The organism is Mycobacterium sp. NPDC051804 (assembly GCF_044452905.1).
In the GTDB taxonomy this organism is placed as follows: Bacteria; Actinomycetota; Actinomycetes; order Mycobacteriales; family Mycobacteriaceae; genus Mycobacterium.
The window spans coordinates 209,922-227,573 of record NZ_JBITCD010000006.1 but is presented as its reverse complement, the minus strand read 5'-3'; the positions used below and the strand labels follow the sequence as shown (position 1 = coordinate 227,573).

The following is a 17,652-nucleotide window of genomic DNA, read 5'->3' as shown; positions in this document are numbered from 1 at the left end:
TCCTAGGCGCTGAAGCCGGTCAGGATTTCCTGACCGGCGGTGTGGATGTACTCCGAGCTGGCGACATCGGGGATCGTGAACAAGAACGTGTCGACTCCGGCTGCGCGGTACTCGTTGATGCGCTCGACGCACTTCTGCGGAGGTCCGACGATCAAGCCGGTCTCAGGAATGGAAGCGAATTCCTGGCGGACTCGAGCCTCCTGCTCGGCTGATTCGGTGGGCGCAAGCAGCGTCGTCACCGAAAGTCGAAGCGTCGCGGGATCCCGTTGCGCCTCTGCGCACGCCTCTGCAAGGAAACCTCTTCTCTCGCTTACCTTCTCGGGCGACCACCAGCGAACGTTGATCCCCTGCGCACTGCGTGCTGCGATCCGGTGAACGCGGTCACCCTCGCCACCGACCCAGAGCGGTGGATGCGGCGTCTGCAACGGTGGTGGGTCGCAAACGGCGCCGTCCAACGTATAGAACTGACCCGCATAGACGGGGTCGGGCTGGGTCCAGATGGTCTTGATGACATCCAGCGCCTCGCCGAGCGCGGAGACCCGCTCTCCCGCAGGGGGGAAAGGGATTCCGTAGGCCTCGAACTCGCGCTTGAACCAGCCGGCACCCAAGCCCAGGTCGAGGCGTCCCTCGGAGATGACGTCCAGCGTGGCCGCCATCTTGGCCAGCACCGAGGGATGACGATACGAATTGCACAGCACGCTGGTGCCCAAGCGAACGGTCGTGGTGTCGCGGGCCAGCGCCGCGAGGGCCGTCCATCCCTCGAGAAGAGCCATCGATGTGGAGGGCGCTCCGGTGGCACCCTGCTGCACGCCTCCCGCGGAGGTGATGCCCGCGTCTTGAACGTAGTCTTCGGCGCTTGTGGTGAGAAAGTGGTCGCAGAGCCAAATCGAGTCGAAGCCATAGCTTTCGGCCGTGTTGGACACCCGGACCATCTCGGGGTAGCTACTCACCGCCAGACCGTTGATGGTGAGGGCCAAGATCAAGCCAAATGTTGGTCTTTCGGCGACATCGTCCACCATCCCGTTCTACCACTAGCCTCAGCGGTTCGGTGTCGATCTAGAGCTGTTGCAGCGGAGTGGGTTTCAACGCCAACGTGGCAATGACGCTGACGATCGCCGTCGCGACGAGGTAGCCGCACGCTATCCACGGCGATCCACCTGCGGCGCCGATCAGCGCGGTGAGGATCAGCGGCGTCAGACCCGATGCATAAACGCCAGACAGCTGATAGACCGTCGACAATCCCGTGTACCGGACCCGGGCGGGATACAGCGACGCGTACAGCGTTCCCTGCGCCCCATAGAACACTGCGTGAACGACGCCGAAGACCAGAACCATCGCGACCGTGTAGGCCACGATGTCCCTGGTGCCGAACAGCGCGAACACCGGGAAGACGGCCACGCCGTAGGCGGCGATTCCGGTCGCATAGACCCGCTTCGCGCCATAGCGGTCGGTCAGCAGTCCCGACACCGGCAACAGCGCGGCCATCAACAGGGCGGCGATGGTGACCGCAACCAGCACCGGGACTTTTTCGAGCTCGAGGGTGCCGGTCGCGTACGAGATCGCGAAGACACCCCACGTGTTGAATGCAGCACCTTCGCCCCACCGCGAAAGCATCCCCAGCACAGTCGATTTGAGAAAAGGCGGTCGGAACACCTCGCGTAGTGGCACCGTCGCGCGGTCGTTGGTGTCACGCACCTTCTCGAAGGCGGGGGTCTCACTGGCCTTTAGTCGCACCACCACACCGAAGATCACCAGCACGATGCTGAACAGGAATGCGATCCGCCATCCGTAGGCGAGAAATGCCTCGTCAGGAAGGGCGATCTGCAGCAGCGCGAAGACCCCGGTGCCCAGGGCTAGTCCGAGCGCGAGACCAACCTGTGGGACGCTGCCGAACAGGCCGCGCTTACGCCCAGGGCTGTGCTCGACGGCCAGCAGCACCGCGCCCGCCCACTCACCGCCGAGTGCGAAACCCTGCACGATCCGCAGGAGCAGAAGCAGGATGGGCGCCAGCACGCCGATCTGCGCGGCGGTCGGCAGGACACCCATCAAAGCGGTCGCGCCGCCCATCAACAACATCGTCAACGCCAACGTCTTCTTTCGGCCGATTCGGTCTCCGACGTGGCCGAAGACGAAGCCGCCAATCGGTCGAACGAGGAACCCGACCGCGAACGTCGCGAACGACAGCAGCGTGCCGACGAACGTGGTCTGGTCGGGAAAGAACGCCTGATTGAAGACCAGGCTCGCGGCCGTCGCGTAGAGGAAGAAGTCATACCACTCGATCGTCGTCCCGACGAGGCTTGCCCATAGCGCTGTGCGGGCCTGCGGGGTCACGGTCTGCGCGCCGTCCGCCTCGGCGGGTGCGTTGGTGATGGTCACAAGAACCCATCAGTCCAAGTTCAGCGTGACTTGGCCACCTTTGTGCGCGTGGTGATCGCAATAGTGCGGTCGACGGACGTCACTCTCCGAGGGCCGCCACCGCCATGTCGTAGATCGGTTTTGGGGCTTTCGAAGGTGCGCCCGAGTTGAACGGTGGCTGGGGATCGTATTCGATGGCGAGCTGAATCATTTGAGCCGCATCGGGTCCCGCGATGTCGGCGGCGAGTGTCAGCGCGAGGTCGATACCGGACGAAACCCCGGCGCCGGTCACGATCTTCCCGGCGGGTACCACCCGCTGCTCGGTGGGCTGCGCGCCGTAGGTGGCGAGTTCGTCATAGAAGGCCCAGTGGGTGGTGGCGGGCAGGCCGTCGAGCACGCCCGCGGCACCGAGAAGGAGCGCGCCCGTGCATACCGAGGTCGTCCACGTGGTGTGTGGATGTGCCTGGCGTATCCAGTCGACGATCGGGTGGTCGTCCCTGGCGTACTGGCCAGCTGCGGGACCGCCGGGCACCAGCAGCACATCCGGGCGAGGAACGTCGGCGAAGGTCTGATCGACGCGTAGATGGATCAGGTCGTTGTGGTCGTCGACCACTCCAGTCTCCTTGGCGCAGAGAACGACTTCGGTATCGGGTAGGTACGTCAGAACTTCGTACGGGCCGATCGCGTCAAGCGACGTGAAACCTTGATAGAGGCCGAGCGCAATGATCATGAGTCCTCCTCACCGGCACCCTAGATTGTGCCCGGAGTATCACGAGGACCGACGGAGTTGACGACAACGACGCATGATGGGGATTCGGAATAACGGAGTCGTTTCCGCAAACTTCGCCATGGAACGGGCCAAGTCGCGCGCCAGCAGCGCGCCGTCATGCAATACTCGCCGGATAGCTAACAGCTGGTGGCCGCTGCCACCCTGGCCCCGGTGGAGAAAGCGTGCTCAGAGCTACTGCCGAGCAACTGGCGCCGCTGTCTCGCATGGAGCGTTTCGCATTCCACTTCGCCGACCTCTTCAACCGCAGATTCGCCCGCTTGGCGCATTTCTGGAACCGCACGTTCATGGTGGTGGTGTTGCGACTGACGGCGGCGCGTCGCATCCGTGCCTACGGGTTGGAGCGGATCGCGGACCTCGACAGCTCCGATCGCCTGGTGATGGTGGCGAATCACCGGTCGTTCTTCGACTACTTCACCGTCATGCACGTCATCTTCCAGTCGACGAAGCTGTCCAGCCGCATCATCTTCCCGGTCCGGTCCGCGTTCTTCTACGACAATCCCGCGGGCATCGCAGTCAACTTTCTGATGAGCGGAATGGCGATGTTCCCACCGGTTCTACGCGACCCCGCCAAGCGCACGTTCAATCAGTACGCCGTCGCGCGCATCGTCTCCGAGCTCGAAATCCCCGGCAGGCTGGTCGGTTTCCATCCCGAAGGCACCCGCCAGCGCGGTGGCGATCCGTACCGACTCCTGCCGGTGCGGGCCGGTGTCGGCGAGGTCATCCAGCGTGCCGGCCCCGGAGTGAAGGTGTTGCCGATCTTCGTCTTCGGCATCGACAACGACCTGCCGCGAGAGGCCTACCGCAATTGGTTTCGCCGCGATGAGCACCCGATCGACGTCGTGTTCGGCGATCCGGTAGACGCGGCCTACCTGCGCGTGGAACTGGACGGTCCCCAAAGCCATCTGGCCATCGCAAACCGGTGCGTCGACCTGGTGGCGGCGCTCGGCGAATACCAGCGCACGCACGGCAGGGCAATCTACCGTCCAGAGTGAACTACCTGCGAGCCCGCCATAGCGCGAGCAACACGCTGATGCCGACGGACAAGGCGAACAACGCGAGGATCAGATGGCGCAACCCGTAGTCGGACACGACGAACGCGGCCAACTGAAGTCCTCCCGCGGCGAGAGCGATCATCGCGAAGAGCAGGCCGGCGATCCGCAACAGCTTGGTCGACACCCACCAGCATAGGTACTCGCTACAACCCCGTCGCGAGTCTGGCCTCCGCGCAGGGTGTTCCGGTCATCGCGAGGATGATGGCGGCGCTGACCGCTCGCGGGGCCTCCTGCAGAAGCATGTGCCCCGCAGACGGGAGGTGCGTGTGCACGGCACCCGCGATCGACTCGGCGAGATCGTCGGCGTGTGACACCGGGGTTGCGAAGTCCGTGCCACCACTGACCACGACAGTCGTGGCGGTGATCGACGCGAGGGTCTCGTATTGGTCGTAGCGCTTCAGACCGAGGAGAAATCCGGCGGCAGTGGTCAGCGAGTTCTTCGGTAAGGCGGCCAGGCCGGTACGGGCGGTTGCATCGAGGCCCGGTAACGCCAACAGGGCACCGCTCAGCGTGCTGGCGATGGCTCGGACGGCCCACCCTGTGGCGAATCTCGGTGCCCGATCGACTATTTCGAACAGTGCCTCGGTGGCGGGTGTGGAGATCAGGCGGCCGATGCCGCGCTCGGCGAGCTTGCCTGCTGCGGTCGCGATGAGGACGATTCCACTCGGCTCGACCGGTCGATCGGCGGCGGGACGTCCCAGGTACTCCAGGGCGGTCATGCCGCCCATCGAATGACCGGCGATCGTCAACGGCCCGGCCACGTCCAGCGCGGTGAGCACGTCGGCCAGATCGGCGGCGAGCCGATCGATCCGGTAGGTGTGCATGGACGCCGACGACGAGCGCCCGTGTCCGCGGTGGTCGTAGGTGACGATGCGGATCGAGGTCCCCCACTTCTGGACGAGGTTGCGGACCTGGGCTGCCCAGCTGTCTTGGGTCAGGCAGAGTCCGTGCAAGAGGACGACGGTGTGTTCGGCGTCCGCGGCGGAGCCGACGTCACGAACTGCGAGCCGCACCCCGTCGCTCGTGAGGACCGTAAGCTCGCGATAGCCCAGAGTTGACACCGCATCGGTTGTCGCGAACATGTTGCCTCCCAATGTTTTTGAATTCTGCCGACGGGAACTCTCGACGGGCATGCTTCAAAGCTATGGAAGGGTTGCTGCGGTGTCGCGCTTGTGCGCACTAGTCACACAACGCGCAATGTGGCACTTCTGCGCATTGTGCTCAGGGGCGGCTACTCCTCATCGGGCAAGGGATGGCGGGTGCGGTCGTCGCGCGCGGGAACACCGTTGCGTCCGCCCTCGTCTTGGGCGTACAGGCCTACGACGTGGGCGATCACGCCGCCATTGAGTGCCAGCGCGTCCTGGTTGATGTTGTCGATCGTGTCCTTTGCGGTGTGGTAGTTGGGATCGCACTGCTGATCGGCGGTGCCACCCCATAGCTCTACTTGCTCCGGCGATTTGATTTCGTCGGCGCCGGTGTCGAAGTTGCCGGCCGGGACACCCGCCTGAGCGAAACCGTCGTAATCGCTGCGACCGTCAAACGGCATATCCTGCGGCGTCTTGCCTGCGCTCTCGATGGTGTCGATCAGTGTGCGTTCGATCCCGGGCGAGCCTTCGGGGATCAACTGGTCGTAGCCGAGCTCTGGATCCGGCGGTAGCGATTGATCGGCATCGGACGTGAAGTAGCACGTATTGGGCGAGGCCATCATGTCGAAGTTCAGATACAGCGCAATGTCTTTCAGCGCTTCGACGTCTAACGACCCGACGTAGTCATACGATCCGAACAGGCCCTGCTCCTCGCCTCCCCAGAATCCGAACCGCACCGCGTTCGCCACTTCCGGTGATGAGCCCATCTGTAACGCTGTCTCCAATACCGTCGCCACACCGGACCCGTTGTCGTTGATGCCTGGGCCCGCTTTGACGCTGTCGAGGTGCGCACCGACCATCACGACGTTGTCCGTCGCGCCGGTCTTGGTCTGGGCGATCACGTTGCGTGTCTTGATCTGCTCGAGTTTGGTTTCGGCGACGGCGGTCGCCGTGCCGGTTTCGGACCGGAGCCTGTCGCCGTCGGCCTTGTTGACGCTCAGCACCGGAATCTTGATTCCGTCGCTCTCGTCCATGCTGCCGCTGAACTCTTTCTCCTCGACGTCGTTCGCGACGATGAGTGCGGCGGCTCCGTTTTCGGTCGCTACGTTGGCCTTATCCACCAGGTCGCAGTCGCCCCTATCGACCATCACCACCGCACCCTCGACGTCCAGATCGTTGTAGTCCCTGGCTGCACATCCCTTGGCTCCATCGCCGGAAACCACTACAAATCGGCCTGTTGCCCCGTCACCGGGACTGGCGCCGCTGTACTCGATGGCGTGCGCCTCGAACGGTTGGCCGTTGACGTTCAGCGACTCCTCGCCGACGGAGAAGAGTGGCATCGAGAACTCGGGCGTCTCGACATCGAAACCCTTGTCGCGCAGCATCTTAGCGACGTACTCGACGCTGGCGTCATAGCCAGGGGAACCGGCGACGCGCGTACCGCCATTGGCATCTGCGATGTTCTGGAGTTCTTGCAGATGCACCATCGTCGCATCGAGGGTGACCTTCGACTGGAGATCGTTGGCGTACTCGGTGGCGGCGTTGGTCGCGTGCGCTTCATCGCCCTGATCGCGTCCGCAGCCCCCGGCGGCAACCAGTGCCACGATTGCCGCACCCACCATCGTGTGCCGAAAGACGTTGACCATGCCCGGATGCTAGGGCGGGAGATGATCCACCGCAGCCACTTCGGCAATCGGCGGCATATTGCGTTGGCTTCATACGGAACTGGGCAGCCAGACGCCAGTGGGGCCTTTCACACAGCCAGGATCAGGCTTCGACGTCCATTTCGACCAAGACCCGGCGCAGCAGCTTCCCGGTGGCGTTTCGAGGCAGCTCGTCGATGAAGATCACATCACGAGGCACCTTGTGTCGCGCGAGGTTGTCTTTCACGTATTGCTTGACCTCTGCCGCGTCTTGCGCGCCTCCTGGCTCGGTAACGATGAAGGCGCGCAATCGCTTTCCGAACTCGACGTCATCAACGCCGACGACGGCAACCTCGGCGATGTCGTCGCGCTCTTCGAGCAGATTCTCCACTTCTTGCGGGAAAACGTTTTCGCCGCCGGACACGATCATGTCGTCGTCGCGGCCGTCGACGAACAGCAGCCCGCTCTCGGTGAAATGACCCATGTCGCCGCTGGACATGTAACCGTCGAGGATCTGCTTGTTGCGGCCGTCGGTGTAGCCGGAGAACGGTGCACCGTTGCGGATGAAGATCCGTCCGCGGCGGTTCGCGCCCTCGACCCGTTGATCGTGCTCGTCATACAGCACCACCTCGCAGGTCACCGGGGCGCGACCGGCGGTACCGGGGGCGACGCGGAGCTCGGCAGGCGTTGCGACGGTGGCGATGGCGCATTCGGTGGAGCCGTACATGTTGTACAGAACATCGCCGAACGTGTCCTGCACGCGGTTGGACAAGTCGGGGCTCAACGCCGACCCGGCGATCAGGATCACCTTCAGTGACGAGGTGTCGTACTTGGCGATGACGTCGGGCGGGAGCTCGACCATCCGGTGCAGCATCGTCGGGACCGCGACGAGCATGTCGGCCTGGTGGTCGGCGATGAGCTTCAATGTGTTCTCGGCCTTGAAACGGCGGGCGGTCACCACCTTGTTGCCCAGTGCGGCGCCGACGGTATAGGTGGCCCACCCGGTGCTGTGGAAAATTGGTGACACGATGACCATGGTTCCCTTGCGCGGGAACGGGATTCGGTCGATGATCTGCGCGGTGGCGAGCGGGGAGACGGAGTCGCGCGGCGCCCCCTTGGGGAGGCCGGTCGTGCCGCTCGTGAGGATCACGGATCCGCCCGCCTTGCTCGGCGGGGGCAGCGGCTCTGTGGAGTTGGTTGCGATGATGTCGTCGAGCTTCTGTGCCGCAGGCGGTAGATCTGCGCCGTCGTCCACCCACGTCAGCACGCGCGGCATGTCGGCGGGCAGTGCGTCGAGCAGACCGAGAAATTCGCTGTCGTGCAGCACCACGGTCACGTTTTCTCGTGCGCACACCTCGGCGAACTGTGGTTTGGCGAATCCGGTGTTCATCAACACCATTCGGGCGCCGAGCTTGCCGCAGGCAGCCATGGTGATGACGAGGCCACGATGGTCACGGCACAGCACGCCGACGACCGCGCCCGCTTCGACGCCGAGTTTCTGCAAGCCGTGCGCCAGAGCCCACGACTGATCGTCGACCTGCTTGTAGGTCAGCGTCCCGCGTTCGTCGACGATCGCGGGCAGGGTCGCGTACTTGCGACCACCCTGGATCGCCATCGTGGCCTGCGGGCCGAAGACAGGCGCGAGCTTGGCCGTCTGAATACCTGAACCGAGGTCCTTCAGATCGATGATTCCGGTGTCGACGAGACGTTTGGCCGCGCGCCCCGCCTCGGACACTTGCTGCAGCTTCTGTCGAACGCCGGCCAGCACCTCAGCCATCGGGCCTCCTCACCATGGATTTTGCGATGCACAGTAGCAGTCGCAGATGAGACCCGGCCCGGTACCCACGCCCGGCACAAGGGCTTCGAAGTTAACGGCCATTCGCACCGCAGGGGTCCGCGACTCCCGGGTTACCGCTCGGAGTCGAACCGTGCCCGTGAGCTAGCGCGGCTCACTCTCGCGGGGACTAACCAGGCCCGCCGACTCAGCGTTGGCGACGAGGTGCTCCCAGCCGATCAAGGCCGCTGCGATGACGGCGATGATGGTCGCAAGGGCAGCGATTGAGGCGATGGGGTGCACCATTTCATTGCTGATGCAAAGTGCGCCAAGCAGGATGGCGCCGAAAACTGTGGCGAGAGCCGTTCGCCAGGCTCCTATCGAGGCGGTCATTACACCACTGTGCGTTTGGCACCTGAGGAAATGCGAAGCGTTGTTTAGGGAAATGCTCTGAAAGACCCGCGCGGCCATTGACGTCTCGGAGGGATCGAGTTCGATCTGCCATCGGCGCGAGGAATAGCTCGAATTACACCGATGTTGTTTGGCTTTGACGATCGCGGGGAACCAATATCGCCGGAGGTGACGGCAATGACAACTGTTGGACGTGACGCTCGGCGACATCGATATGCGGCAATGCATACAGGTGCGGTCGCCGTTGCATTTGTATCGGGCACATTCGCTTTGGTGGCAATGCTGGTGGGGTCGCCGCTGCAATTCGGAATCGCGCTGGCTTTGTGCGGTGCGGGATGGATCGTCACTCACTTCGTCGAGCAGCTCGCAGAGCAAGATCTCGACCAGTCGCGACGGCCCACCGCGGAAGACCTCGTGCACGGGTATATGCGTTTCGGCGCGCTGGTGCAGTCACATCGCCACACGGCGCACAGCTGACGGCTCGGGCGGCGAAGTCAGGGCGGCGGCGCTGGGGGTTGGCCATTGATGAGCAGCGGACCCTTGGCACTGTTGACGAGCGTCGACCACCCGCCGTTGCCCAGGACCGCGCCGACGCTACAGGACACCTGACGGCTGCCCGCGGTCCAACTCGCGGGCGAGAGCGTGCTGTAAACCACCGTTAGCGTGGTGTCGCGCAACGGCTTCGGCGCGAGGAACGAGTCGGTGATCGCTGTGCATTCGTTCTTGACGAACCCGTCCTGGTCGGCTTCCGAGGGAAACGCGTCGGGGAATCGCGCGCCGACATTGACCGAGCCCGTCACCTCCATGGCGTGTGGTGCCGCGCAGTCGACGGGGATGTCGGTGGGCTGGCTGGTGGATAGGTCGATCCCGATGCAGGTCCCTACGGGCCAGACTCTGGACTGGTCGGCATCGGCCACCCTGCCTTGGAACACCGATTGCTCGTTGTTTGGTCCGGGAAGCTGGAGACCGCACAGCATCCGACGTTCACCGGACTCGCGCCAGACCTCATCGCCCGACCACAGCATGGTGACGGTGAAACGGCTGTTCGGGTCGAAGCGGGTGCCGAGGTAGCGCTGGACGGCCGCCGAGCAATGTTCCTGGCTGATCTGCGCGATGCCGTCCGCCGACGGTGGGGCCGCGTCGGGACCGTACTCGTAGCCGGGGAGGGTGCTCACGTCGATCGCCTCGACGACCTCGAATCGATGATCGCTTGCGCAGTCGACGATTTCCGCTTCGTCAGGTATGCGCGCCGGCCAATCGAGGCAGTCACCGATTTTGACCCGGTCGAGGAGTTCAACGAGGGGTGCTGCCGTGGCGCTGGTCGTCTGTTCGGTGACCGATGGGCCGTCGTCCTGCTGCGATCCAGTACATCCGGCGAGCAGGGCGATCGCCGCGGGAATCATCGCGGCGCCGCCCAGCAGTTCGACCAGACGATGGCGTCCGAACGTCGCCCCCTGCACGCGTCAACGATAGTTGCCGCAACTCCACGCTAGGGAGACCACGACATCCGTGCCGAAAATCTTGATCTGCGCCCAGCCAGACAGCCGCGCCTGCCCACGAACTGAGCAAACGACGTCGGACATGCGCCTCTATCAACGTCTTGGTAAATCTCCAATATCAGTGTGATTTGGTTAACCGCTGGTTATCGTGGATCAGTCCCGCTGACTGGGGGTTTACGTGGATCGACCGAGGGTTCCGCTGATCGCGTGGATCGGCGTCGCCTACCTCCTCGGCTATGGATTGTGGCTGGCGTTCGGCTGGGGCGGCCCCGACGTGCTGATCGTGGTGAGCGATCTGGGATCCCTGGTGGTCGAGGCCTTGGCCATTATCTGCGTCGCGCTGGCCATCAGGTCTACTTCCGGTCGCCAACGTATGGCGTGGGTGGCACTGGCAGCCGGGTTGGTCAGCTGGTTCGTCGGCGACGCGATCTGGGCGATCTACGAGTTGGGCCTCGGCGTGGAGGTGCCGTTCCCGTCGCTGGCCGACGTGGGTTACCTGTTGTACTACGTTTTCACGCTCTTCGTCCTGGTGATGTTGCCGACCGGGAACGCGGCCGCCACGCTAGCCCGATTGTTCCTCGACGGACTGCTCTTGGCTTTGTCGCTCTTCGCGCTGGCCTGGGTGTCAGGACTGGACGACGTCGTCGCGGCGGGGGGAACCGATCCGTTGTCGTTCGCGCTGTTGCTGTTCTACCCCTTGGCGGACTTGGCGCTGCTGACCATGGCGGCGCTGATGCTGTCGCGGGCCGGGCCCGGCCAACGGTCGACGATCAGCCTGCTGGCTACCGGCATCGCAGTACTTGCAGTCGCCGACAGCGTGTACGTGTACCTGAACATCAACGGAACTTATTTGAGCGGCGACTTCATCGACATTTTGTGGGCAGGGGGGGTGACGTTCATGGCGGCCGCAGCCTTGGTCGCGGCGAGGGCGCGCTGGCGCGTCACGGAACCACGGGATGCGACTGGCGTGGCCGTGTGGGTGCCGTATGTGCCGCTGCTCGTCGCGGTCATCCCTAGCATCTGGTACCTGTTCGGCGGCCAGAACACCGGCCCGGTACTCGCAGCGTTGCTGCTGTTGATGGCGACGGTATTGGTGCGGCAGATGCTGTTTGTCGTCGAAAACCGGCGGCTGTCGGCGAAGGTCACCGATCAAGCGTTGCGTGATCCGTTGACGTCGTTGGCCAACCGAATGCTGTTCAACGACAGGCTGGCTCACGCGGTGGCAATACACGCCCGCGACGGTCGCGACGTCGCCGTGCTGTCGCTGGATCTCGACGACTTCAAACTGGTCAACGACAGCCTGGGCCATCCCGCGGGTGACGCAGTGCTGATCGAGGTCGCGGACCGGCTGCTGCGCAGCGTGCGTACTGGCGACACGGTGGCACGGCTCGGCGGCGACCAGTTCGCCGTTCTGCTCGAAGGAGGCACCGAGCCGGCTTTGACGGCGGCCGAACGAATCCTGGAGGCGTTCGATACGGATTTTGTCATCGACGAACAGCCGATCGACGTGCGGCCGAGCGCCGGCCTGGCCGAGCTCACCCGTAGTGACCCCGCAGGCTTGACGGCAGACGAACTGTTCAACCAGGCCCACGTCGCGATGTATTCGGCCCAGCGCACGCGCACAAGTGGAATCGCGACATTCACCGCTGACATGAAGCTGGTCGACGCCGACGAGGTTGGACCGACGTGCAGCTCTGAACGCGTGGGCGGTATGCGACTGCTGAGCGAATTGCGCACCGCCATCCGCCACGACGCGCTGTCGACCGAGTATCAGCCGAAGTGTCACATGCCCACTGGGCGAGTCATTGGAGTGGAGGCGTTGGTGCGCTGGCCGCACCCTCAATTGGGCACGCTGCTGCCGGACCAGTTCCTCCCGATCGCACGACAGAACGGTTTGATGGGAGCGCTGACTGAGCTGGTGCTGCGCCGAGCGGCCGACGACGCCGTGATGTGGAACTCGCACGGTTTCGCAATTCCGTTCGCCATCAACGTTTTCCCGCCTTCGCTGAGCAAGCTGAGCCTGGCCTCGATGGTCGCCGAGGTGATGGCCGAGCGACATCTCCCGTTCGATCACGTGACCATCGAGATCACCGAGGACCTGCTGCTGAGCAATCCGACGCGAGTCCGTGAGGTCCTGATTCGGTTGCACGACTTCGGAATACAAGTTGCGGTCGATGACTTCGGAAGCGGCTATTCGGCTTTGGACTATCTACGTCAGCTGCCGATCGACGAACTCAAACTGGATAAGCAGCTGATCGCACCGATCGTGGAGGATCCGCGTGCGGCGGTCATCGTCCGCAAAGTCGTGGAGTTGACGCAAGAACTGGGCATCGTGTGCGTGGCCGAGGGTGTCGAGAACGCGGCGACCGCGGACCTGCTCACCAGCTACGGCTGCGACGTCGGGCAGGGCTTCTATTTCAGTCCCCCGGTGACGGCCGACATGCTGCCGAGCATGATGTCAGCGCAACACCCCCGGGTGGCCGAGGAGTTGGCGACACTGGCCGAGCGCATGCCATCCGACGAGTTCTCAGGGCAGGCGTGGCGGCGACACCGCGACCCTAGGTAGTCGAGTTCCGCTTTTCCTCCGAAACATTGGGAGTCATGCAAGGACTGACGTGTCCTGCTCTGACGCAAGATCGGGATCCTCTTTTCCAGAGCTCGACCCACATTTTTTGGGGATTTCATGTTTGCACTCGATGTCGCGAGGTTTCCCGATCAGACCGTCTCGACTAGCGAAACTTGCACAGAAGGCGAGGCCGTAAACCGGCGGCTGATGCCGGGCAGGCCGCGGAGGGAGCGGGTTCCCTCGGGGTGACAGCACTTGCTTTACGCCGTAACGCGGCATCGCTGGCGATGTCAGCTAGGGCGAACGTCAAGGTGTTCAGCGCCCGCTTGAGCACACGTCCGCAGCTCCGACTCGCAGTAACTTGACGTGCCCCAGGCGAGAGTCGAACTCGCAACTCAAGGATTTTAAGTCCTTCGCCTCTGCCAATTGGGCTACTGGGGCTCGAGCGAAGAGTTTACGTCCTCGTCTTCCAGTCAAGCTGCATGCCTGTTCTGATCATATGGCAGTTGGCGCACCTGACCTCACACTTCTCGAGCTCAGCGAGAAGCTTATTGCGGGTCCCGATCAACCTTGAAATCCTGCGAATGTCCGGCCCACGCTCAACGTGGTCAAACTGTAAGACGCGTATATCTGTGATGCCGCAGTCCACGCAGGGATGGTCCTCCAAATATTGCCTAATCAACAAGCGTTGTTCAATGCGCTGTTTTGCGCGAGACGCGACCGCCCGCGCCTTGTACAACTCCTTATGTCGTTCATAGTGGAGGCGCTGATAGGCGCGTTCATCATCCGGGTTGACATAAGGCACTATTCCTCCAAAGTCATTGCGCTCATGGGCCTGTCGAAGTTCTGGCGAATTAGCATTTCGTATTGCTGCCAGTGTTCCAGACACCTATGACACTGCCAGCATGAAATCCGTTCCGCATTTCATCTGTTGCTGGCGGATTTTAAGTCCGCTGCCTCTGCCAATTGGGCTATGGGGGCCCGACCCGTTACAGGCCGCGCCTGAGTTTACGACCGGGCGGCACGGGATCCGGATGAGAAGTCGCTCATCTGGGACTCCACGTCACCTCATCTGCGCCCACGAACCTTGAGTTCGTCGGGAACCAACAGATAAGGAGACACCCATGCAGCGCCCCAGCACCTGGAAGATCGCGGTCCTGTCGGCCGCCCTCGGCGGGCTCAGCATCGCCGGCGCAGGCACCGCCCTAGCCGACATCGGCTCCGCCGACGTAGCACCCCTGTCCATCACCGCACCCATCCCCGAAGACTGGCCCTCCAATGACCTCGATGACCTCGACGACGCGGTCCGCTCCGGTTGGAACGGCCATATCGTCGGGCTCGATGACGACTGGGACGATGACGACTGGGACGACGATAATTGGGACGACGACTGGGACGACGACTGATCCCCCTCGACGACGCCCGCTGTCTGCCGTACCGACAGCGGGCGTCGGTCTTTAAGAACTCTCCAAGACCCGTGGCCCACTCTCCTATCAACACGAACAACAAAGGGAGAGAACAACCATGAACCGCAACGTCTTCAAGCTCACGATCGTCAGTGCCGCGTTCGGTGCCATGGCCGTCGTCAGCGCCGGCGCCGCCTTCGCCGACGTGCCTCACAGTGACATCGCACCGCTTTCGGTCTCCGCACAGGCACCCGCCTTCTTCCCCTTCGTCGACTTCGAAGACGGCGTCGAGCGACCCTTCGAGAACTTCGGCGATCGAACCGAACGCACCTTCGAGAACTTCGGCGACGGCATTGAGCGTCAGTTCGAGATCTTCGACTGAAACCCCCCGCGCCTACGCCCGCTGTCCAGGCACAGCGGGCGTTTTCGCGTCAGTCGATCGTGTCGAGCCGATAACCCATGCCGCGCAACGTGACAAACCGCTCCGCACCCAGCTTTCGCCGCAGATACCGCACATACACGTCGACCACATTGGATCCCGGATCGAAGTCGTAGCCCCACACATGACTCAGCAACTGCTCGCGTGACAGCACCTGCCCGGGATGCCGCATGAACGTCTCCGCCAACGCGAACTCGCGCGCCGAGAGATCCACCATGCGCCCGTCGACCTGGGCTCGTCGCGTTCGCAAATCCAAATGAAGCCCACCGCAGGACAATACGGTCAACTCAGCCTGCCGTTCGGGAGCCAGCCGCAGCCGAACCCGGGCCAGCAGCTCCTCGAACCGGAACGGCTTCGGCATGTAATCGTCGGCGCCGCCTTCGAGCCCCGCCACGGTGTCCTGCACGCTGGTCCGCGCCGTCAGCACGATCACCGGGATCGTATGCTTCTCGGACCGCAGCTTACGCAGCACGGCGAAGCCGTCCATCTCCGGCAGCCCGATGTCGAGCACCATCAGATCGAACCCACCCGTCACCGCATACTCGTACGCCGACGGTCCGTCGGAGACGACGGTGACCGCAAACCCATTGGCGGATAATCCCTTGTTGACGAACGAGGCGATCCGCGGCTCGTCCTCCGCGATCAGAATCCGCGCCATTGCCCCTCCATCACTGCCGGAATGGCGACCGTGAACGTAGCACCGCGGCCGGCCACGCTGTCGACCAGCACCTCACCGCCGTGCGCCACCGCGATCGCGCGCACGATCGACAGCCCAAGCCCCGCACCGTCAGACCGCCGCCCACCACCGCGGGCGAACCGTTCGAAGATCCGGGTGCGATCCTCGTCGCTGACCCCCGGACCCGAATCCGACACCCAGAACCGCAGCCATCCGCCCGACAACTGTGAGCCGACCCCGATCCAACCACCCTCCTCGGTGAACCGGCACGCGTTGTCGGCCAGGGCCACCAGCGCCTGCGTAATCCGTTGCGGATCAAGCACAGCCACCGCCCGGGCCACCGTCTCCAAGTTGAAGTCCCGATCCGCGAGGCTCGTGACTTTCTCGAATGCCTCCTGCGTCAGCGCACCGACGTCGACCGTGTCCAGATGCAGGAACGACGGCTGCTCGGAATGCGCCAACAACAGCAGATCCGACACCATCCGGTTCATCCGCACCAACTCGTCGTCGACCAACGCCACCGTCGACCGCACATCCTGCGGATCGTGTGCGTCGACGACTTCGAGGTGCCCGCGCACAATCGTGATAGGCGTACGCAATTCGTGTCCGGCGTCGTCGATGAACCGCCGCTGCGCCGACACCCCCGACTCGACCCGATCGAGCATCCCGTTGATCGTCGTGACGAGGCGGTCGAGTTCGTCGCCATTACCCCGCGACGGCACCCGCTTGGATAGGTCGGTATCGCTGATCACCCGCGTGGTGTCCGCGACGGCGCGCAACGGCCGCAGGATCCGTCCCGCGACCAACCACGCGGCTCCCGCGGCGCCCAGCATCGTCACCGACCCGACGATCAGCATCAGCCGGGCCGCGTTGTTCGCGAACTGCCGCTCGGCGTCGGCGAGGTAGGCGGCGACGATGACCCCACGCGCGGGGTCGCCAGCCAACCCGACGGGGATCGCGAGATACCGCACCTCACCCGCCTGGGCGTGCTGGTAGCGGCCCTCCACCGGTTCGGTCACCGTGGCCACCCGCTCGGCGAACGCGGCGTCCTGCGCGAGCACCTCAGGCGTGCCCGGCTCCTGCCTGCTCTGGGTCCGGTACACCCCGTCGACATAGCCGAGGAACTTCTCGTTGGGCCGGGCGATGTTGTAGGCGATCGCCTCCCGGATGACCTCCTCCACACCGGCGAACGGCGCACCCGTCCGCGGATTGACGCCCGGTTCGGTCAGCTCGGTGAACTCCTGCACCTCGAACCGCAGCGCCTCGTCCATCCGCGCATCGGTGTCGCGGACCAGGAGTCGCCAGGTCACGAACGTCAGCACGCCGAGCGCGGCCAACACCAGCAGCAGCACCCACGCGATGATCTGCGTGCGCGCCGTCGACGGCAGCAGCCGCCGCCGCGGCCTCGGTCCGTCTGGCGCGGATCCAGCACTCATCGTCGTCCTTCGGGTCGTACTACCTTGACCCCATACTCCAGGCGGCTCGACGATCAGCGCCCGGTCAGCCGTCGTCGTCATCATCATCGTCACCGTCGTCGTCATCTCCGTCGTCGTCACCAGGCCCGACGGGCGGGGGCGGGGCGGGAACGTCGGCCGTCGCCGGCGGCGGTGGCGGCGCCACGGTCGACGCACTGGGCGGCCTCGGTGGACGTTGCGGCGGCATCGGAGCAACGGGAGCGACGGGCGCGATCGTCGCCTCGGGCACGCGGAGCACCGGTTCCGGGGCCGGATCCTGCGGCGCATGAACCGTGATCGGTCTCAGCGGCCGGTCCTCGGCCGCGAACCCCGTCGTCGCGATCACCACAGCCGCTACACCAACCAGTCCGGCGACGGCGGCCGCGACGATGACCGGTGTTCGCATGGCCCCAGCATCGGATCGCCGGATGTCGCCTGCGTGATAGCCAGATGAGAAGGCTCTCATCTGAAGCACCTGAGAGCTGGGCCCGATCGGGACAAT

General features: G+C 64.1%; 16 protein-coding genes, 1 tRNA gene and 1 pseudogene. 5 read left to right on the top strand and 13 right to left on the bottom strand.

Going from position 1 to position 17,652, the window contains the following annotated elements; all coding sequences use genetic code 11:
• Positions 1-2: 2 nt before the first annotated feature.
• The 3 genes from ACIA48_RS23955 to ACIA48_RS23945 all read right to left on the bottom strand — a co-directional run bounded on the left by ACIA48_RS23955 (position 3) and on the right by ACIA48_RS23945 (position 3,085).
• A complete protein-coding gene (locus ACIA48_RS23955) occupies positions 3-1,019 on the bottom strand; it encodes a TIGR03619 family F420-dependent LLM class oxidoreductase (RefSeq protein ID WP_396737409.1) in 1,017 nt (338 codons plus the stop codon).
• 37 nt (positions 1,020-1,056) lie between these two features.
• A complete protein-coding gene (locus ACIA48_RS23950) occupies positions 1,057-2,376 on the bottom strand; it encodes an MFS transporter (RefSeq protein ID WP_396737406.1) in 1,320 nt (439 codons plus the stop codon).
• Positions 2,377-2,455: 79 nt separating this feature from the next.
• Positions 2,456-3,085 carry a DJ-1/PfpI family protein gene (locus ACIA48_RS23945; protein WP_396737403.1) on the bottom strand — a complete coding sequence of 210 codons (630 nt, stop codon included), beginning with the start codon at positions 3,083-3,085 and terminating at the stop codon, positions 2,456-2,458.
• 221 nt (positions 3,086-3,306) lie between these two features.
• On the opposite strand from ACIA48_RS23945, the gene ACIA48_RS23940 reads away from it, so the two are divergent.
• Positions 3,307-4,137 carry a lysophospholipid acyltransferase family protein gene (locus tag ACIA48_RS23940; protein WP_396737401.1) on the top strand — a complete coding sequence of 277 codons (831 nt, stop codon included), beginning with the start codon at positions 3,307-3,309 and terminating at the stop codon, positions 4,135-4,137.
• A gap of 1 nt (position 4,138) precedes the next feature.
• Here the strand turns inward: ACIA48_RS23940 and ACIA48_RS23935 are convergent, their stop codons facing one another.
• From ACIA48_RS23935 to ACIA48_RS23915, 5 genes are all read right to left on the bottom strand, one after another.
• Positions 4,139-4,321 (bottom strand): hypothetical protein, encoded by a 183-nt coding sequence (locus tag ACIA48_RS23935; RefSeq protein ID WP_396737398.1) that lies wholly within the window; start codon positions 4,319-4,321, stop codon positions 4,139-4,141.
• 19 nt (positions 4,322-4,340) lie between these two features.
• Positions 4,341-5,279 carry an alpha/beta fold hydrolase gene (locus tag ACIA48_RS23930; protein ID WP_396737395.1) on the bottom strand — a complete coding sequence of 313 codons (939 nt, stop codon included), beginning with the start codon at positions 5,277-5,279 and terminating at the stop codon, positions 4,341-4,343.
• A 149-nt stretch (positions 5,280-5,428) separates the two neighbouring features.
• Positions 5,429-6,928: a M28 family peptidase gene (locus tag ACIA48_RS23925; RefSeq protein ID WP_396737392.1), complete on the bottom strand. Its 1,500-nt coding sequence runs from the start codon at positions 6,926-6,928 to the stop codon at positions 5,429-5,431.
• Positions 6,929-7,049: 121 nt separating this feature from the next.
• Positions 7,050-8,702 carry an acyl-CoA synthetase gene (locus ACIA48_RS23920; RefSeq protein WP_396737389.1) on the bottom strand — a complete coding sequence of 551 codons (1,653 nt, stop codon included), beginning with the start codon at positions 8,700-8,702 and terminating at the stop codon, positions 7,050-7,052.
• A 162-nt stretch (positions 8,703-8,864) separates the two neighbouring features.
• Positions 8,865-9,092: a hypothetical protein gene (locus ACIA48_RS23915; RefSeq protein WP_396737387.1), complete on the bottom strand. Its 228-nt coding sequence runs from the start codon at positions 9,090-9,092 to the stop codon at positions 8,865-8,867.
• Positions 9,093-9,383: 291 nt separating this feature from the next.
• Between ACIA48_RS23915 and ACIA48_RS23910 the strand changes: the two genes are divergently transcribed.
• Positions 9,384-9,587, top strand: a complete 204-nt coding sequence (locus tag ACIA48_RS23910; RefSeq protein WP_396737384.1) for a hypothetical protein — start codon at positions 9,384-9,386, stop codon at positions 9,585-9,587.
• Between the two features lie 20 nt (positions 9,588-9,607).
• Here ACIA48_RS23910 and ACIA48_RS23905 read toward each other — a convergent pair.
• A pseudogene (locus ACIA48_RS23905) lies at positions 9,608-10,570 on the bottom strand (septum formation family protein); the annotation flags it as partial.
• Positions 10,571-10,787: 217 nt separating this feature from the next.
• On the opposite strand from ACIA48_RS23905, the gene ACIA48_RS23900 reads away from it, so the two are divergent.
• Positions 10,788-13,175: a putative bifunctional diguanylate cyclase/phosphodiesterase gene (locus ACIA48_RS23900; RefSeq protein WP_396737381.1), complete on the top strand. Its 2,388-nt coding sequence runs from the start codon at positions 10,788-10,790 to the stop codon at positions 13,173-13,175.
• 367 nt (positions 13,176-13,542) lie between these two features.
• On the opposite strand, the gene ACIA48_RS23895 is transcribed toward ACIA48_RS23900, so the two are convergent.
• A tRNA-Leu gene (locus tag ACIA48_RS23895) sits at positions 13,543-13,616 on the bottom strand.
• 683 nt (positions 13,617-14,299) lie between these two features.
• Between ACIA48_RS23895 and ACIA48_RS23890 the strand changes: the two genes are divergently transcribed.
• Together ACIA48_RS23890 and ACIA48_RS23885 are read left to right on the top strand one after the other, a co-directional pair.
• Positions 14,300-14,581: a hypothetical protein gene (locus ACIA48_RS23890; protein WP_396737379.1), complete on the top strand. Its 282-nt coding sequence runs from the start codon at positions 14,300-14,302 to the stop codon at positions 14,579-14,581.
• Positions 14,582-14,699: 118 nt separating this feature from the next.
• A complete protein-coding gene (locus ACIA48_RS23885; RefSeq protein WP_396737376.1) occupies positions 14,700-14,963 on the top strand; it encodes a hypothetical protein in 264 nt (87 codons plus the stop codon).
• A 49-nt stretch (positions 14,964-15,012) separates the two neighbouring features.
• On the opposite strand, the gene ACIA48_RS23880 is transcribed toward ACIA48_RS23885, so the two are convergent.
• The 3 genes from ACIA48_RS23880 to ACIA48_RS23870 form a co-directional block, all read right to left on the bottom strand.
• Complete coding sequence (locus ACIA48_RS23880; RefSeq protein WP_396737374.1) at positions 15,013-15,678, bottom strand: response regulator transcription factor; 666 nt, start codon at positions 15,676-15,678, stop codon at positions 15,013-15,015.
• Complete coding sequence (locus ACIA48_RS23875) at positions 15,663-17,132, bottom strand: sensor histidine kinase (protein ID WP_396737371.1); 1,470 nt, start codon at positions 17,130-17,132, stop codon at positions 15,663-15,665. Before ACIA48_RS23875 ends, ACIA48_RS23880 begins: the two co-directional genes overlap by 16 nt.
• Positions 17,133-17,196: 64 nt before the next feature.
• The gene (locus ACIA48_RS23870) at positions 17,197-17,556 is read right to left on the bottom strand and encodes a hypothetical protein (RefSeq protein ID WP_396737368.1); all 360 of its coding nucleotides are present in this window, start codon (positions 17,554-17,556) and stop codon (positions 17,197-17,199) included.
• Positions 17,557-17,652: the final 96 nt, after the last annotated feature.

Coding starts and splice junctions, on each gene's coding strand:
- ACIA48_RS23955 (WP_396737409.1), bottom strand. CDS start 1,019: ATGGTGGACGATGTCGCCGAAAGACCAACATTTGGCTTGATCTTGGCC.
- ACIA48_RS23945 (WP_396737403.1), bottom strand. CDS start 3,085: ATGATCATTGCGCTCGGCCTCTATCAAGGTTTCACGTCGCTTGACGCG.
- ACIA48_RS23930 (WP_396737395.1), bottom strand. CDS start 5,279: ATGTTCGCGACAACCGATGCGGTGTCAACTCTGGGCTATCGCGAGCTT.
- ACIA48_RS23925 (WP_396737392.1), bottom strand. CDS start 6,928: ATGGTCAACGTCTTTCGGCACACGATGGTGGGTGCGGCAATCGTGGCA.
- ACIA48_RS23920 (WP_396737389.1), bottom strand. CDS start 8,702: ATGGCTGAGGTGCTGGCCGGCGTTCGACAGAAGCTGCAGCAAGTGTCC.
- ACIA48_RS23915 (WP_396737387.1), bottom strand. CDS start 9,092: ATGACCGCCTCGATAGGAGCCTGGCGAACGGCTCTCGCCACAGTTTTC.
- ACIA48_RS23890 (WP_396737379.1), top strand. CDS start 14,300: ATGCAGCGCCCCAGCACCTGGAAGATCGCGGTCCTGTCGGCCGCCCTC.
- ACIA48_RS23885 (WP_396737376.1), top strand. CDS start 14,700: ATGAACCGCAACGTCTTCAAGCTCACGATCGTCAGTGCCGCGTTCGGT.
- ACIA48_RS23880 (WP_396737374.1), bottom strand. CDS start 15,678: ATGGCGCGGATTCTGATCGCGGAGGACGAGCCGCGGATCGCCTCGTTC.
- ACIA48_RS23875 (WP_396737371.1), bottom strand. CDS start 17,132: ATGAGTGCTGGATCCGCGCCAGACGGACCGAGGCCGCGGCGGCGGCTG.
- ACIA48_RS23870 (WP_396737368.1), bottom strand. CDS start 17,556: ATGCGAACACCGGTCATCGTCGCGGCCGCCGTCGCCGGACTGGTTGGT.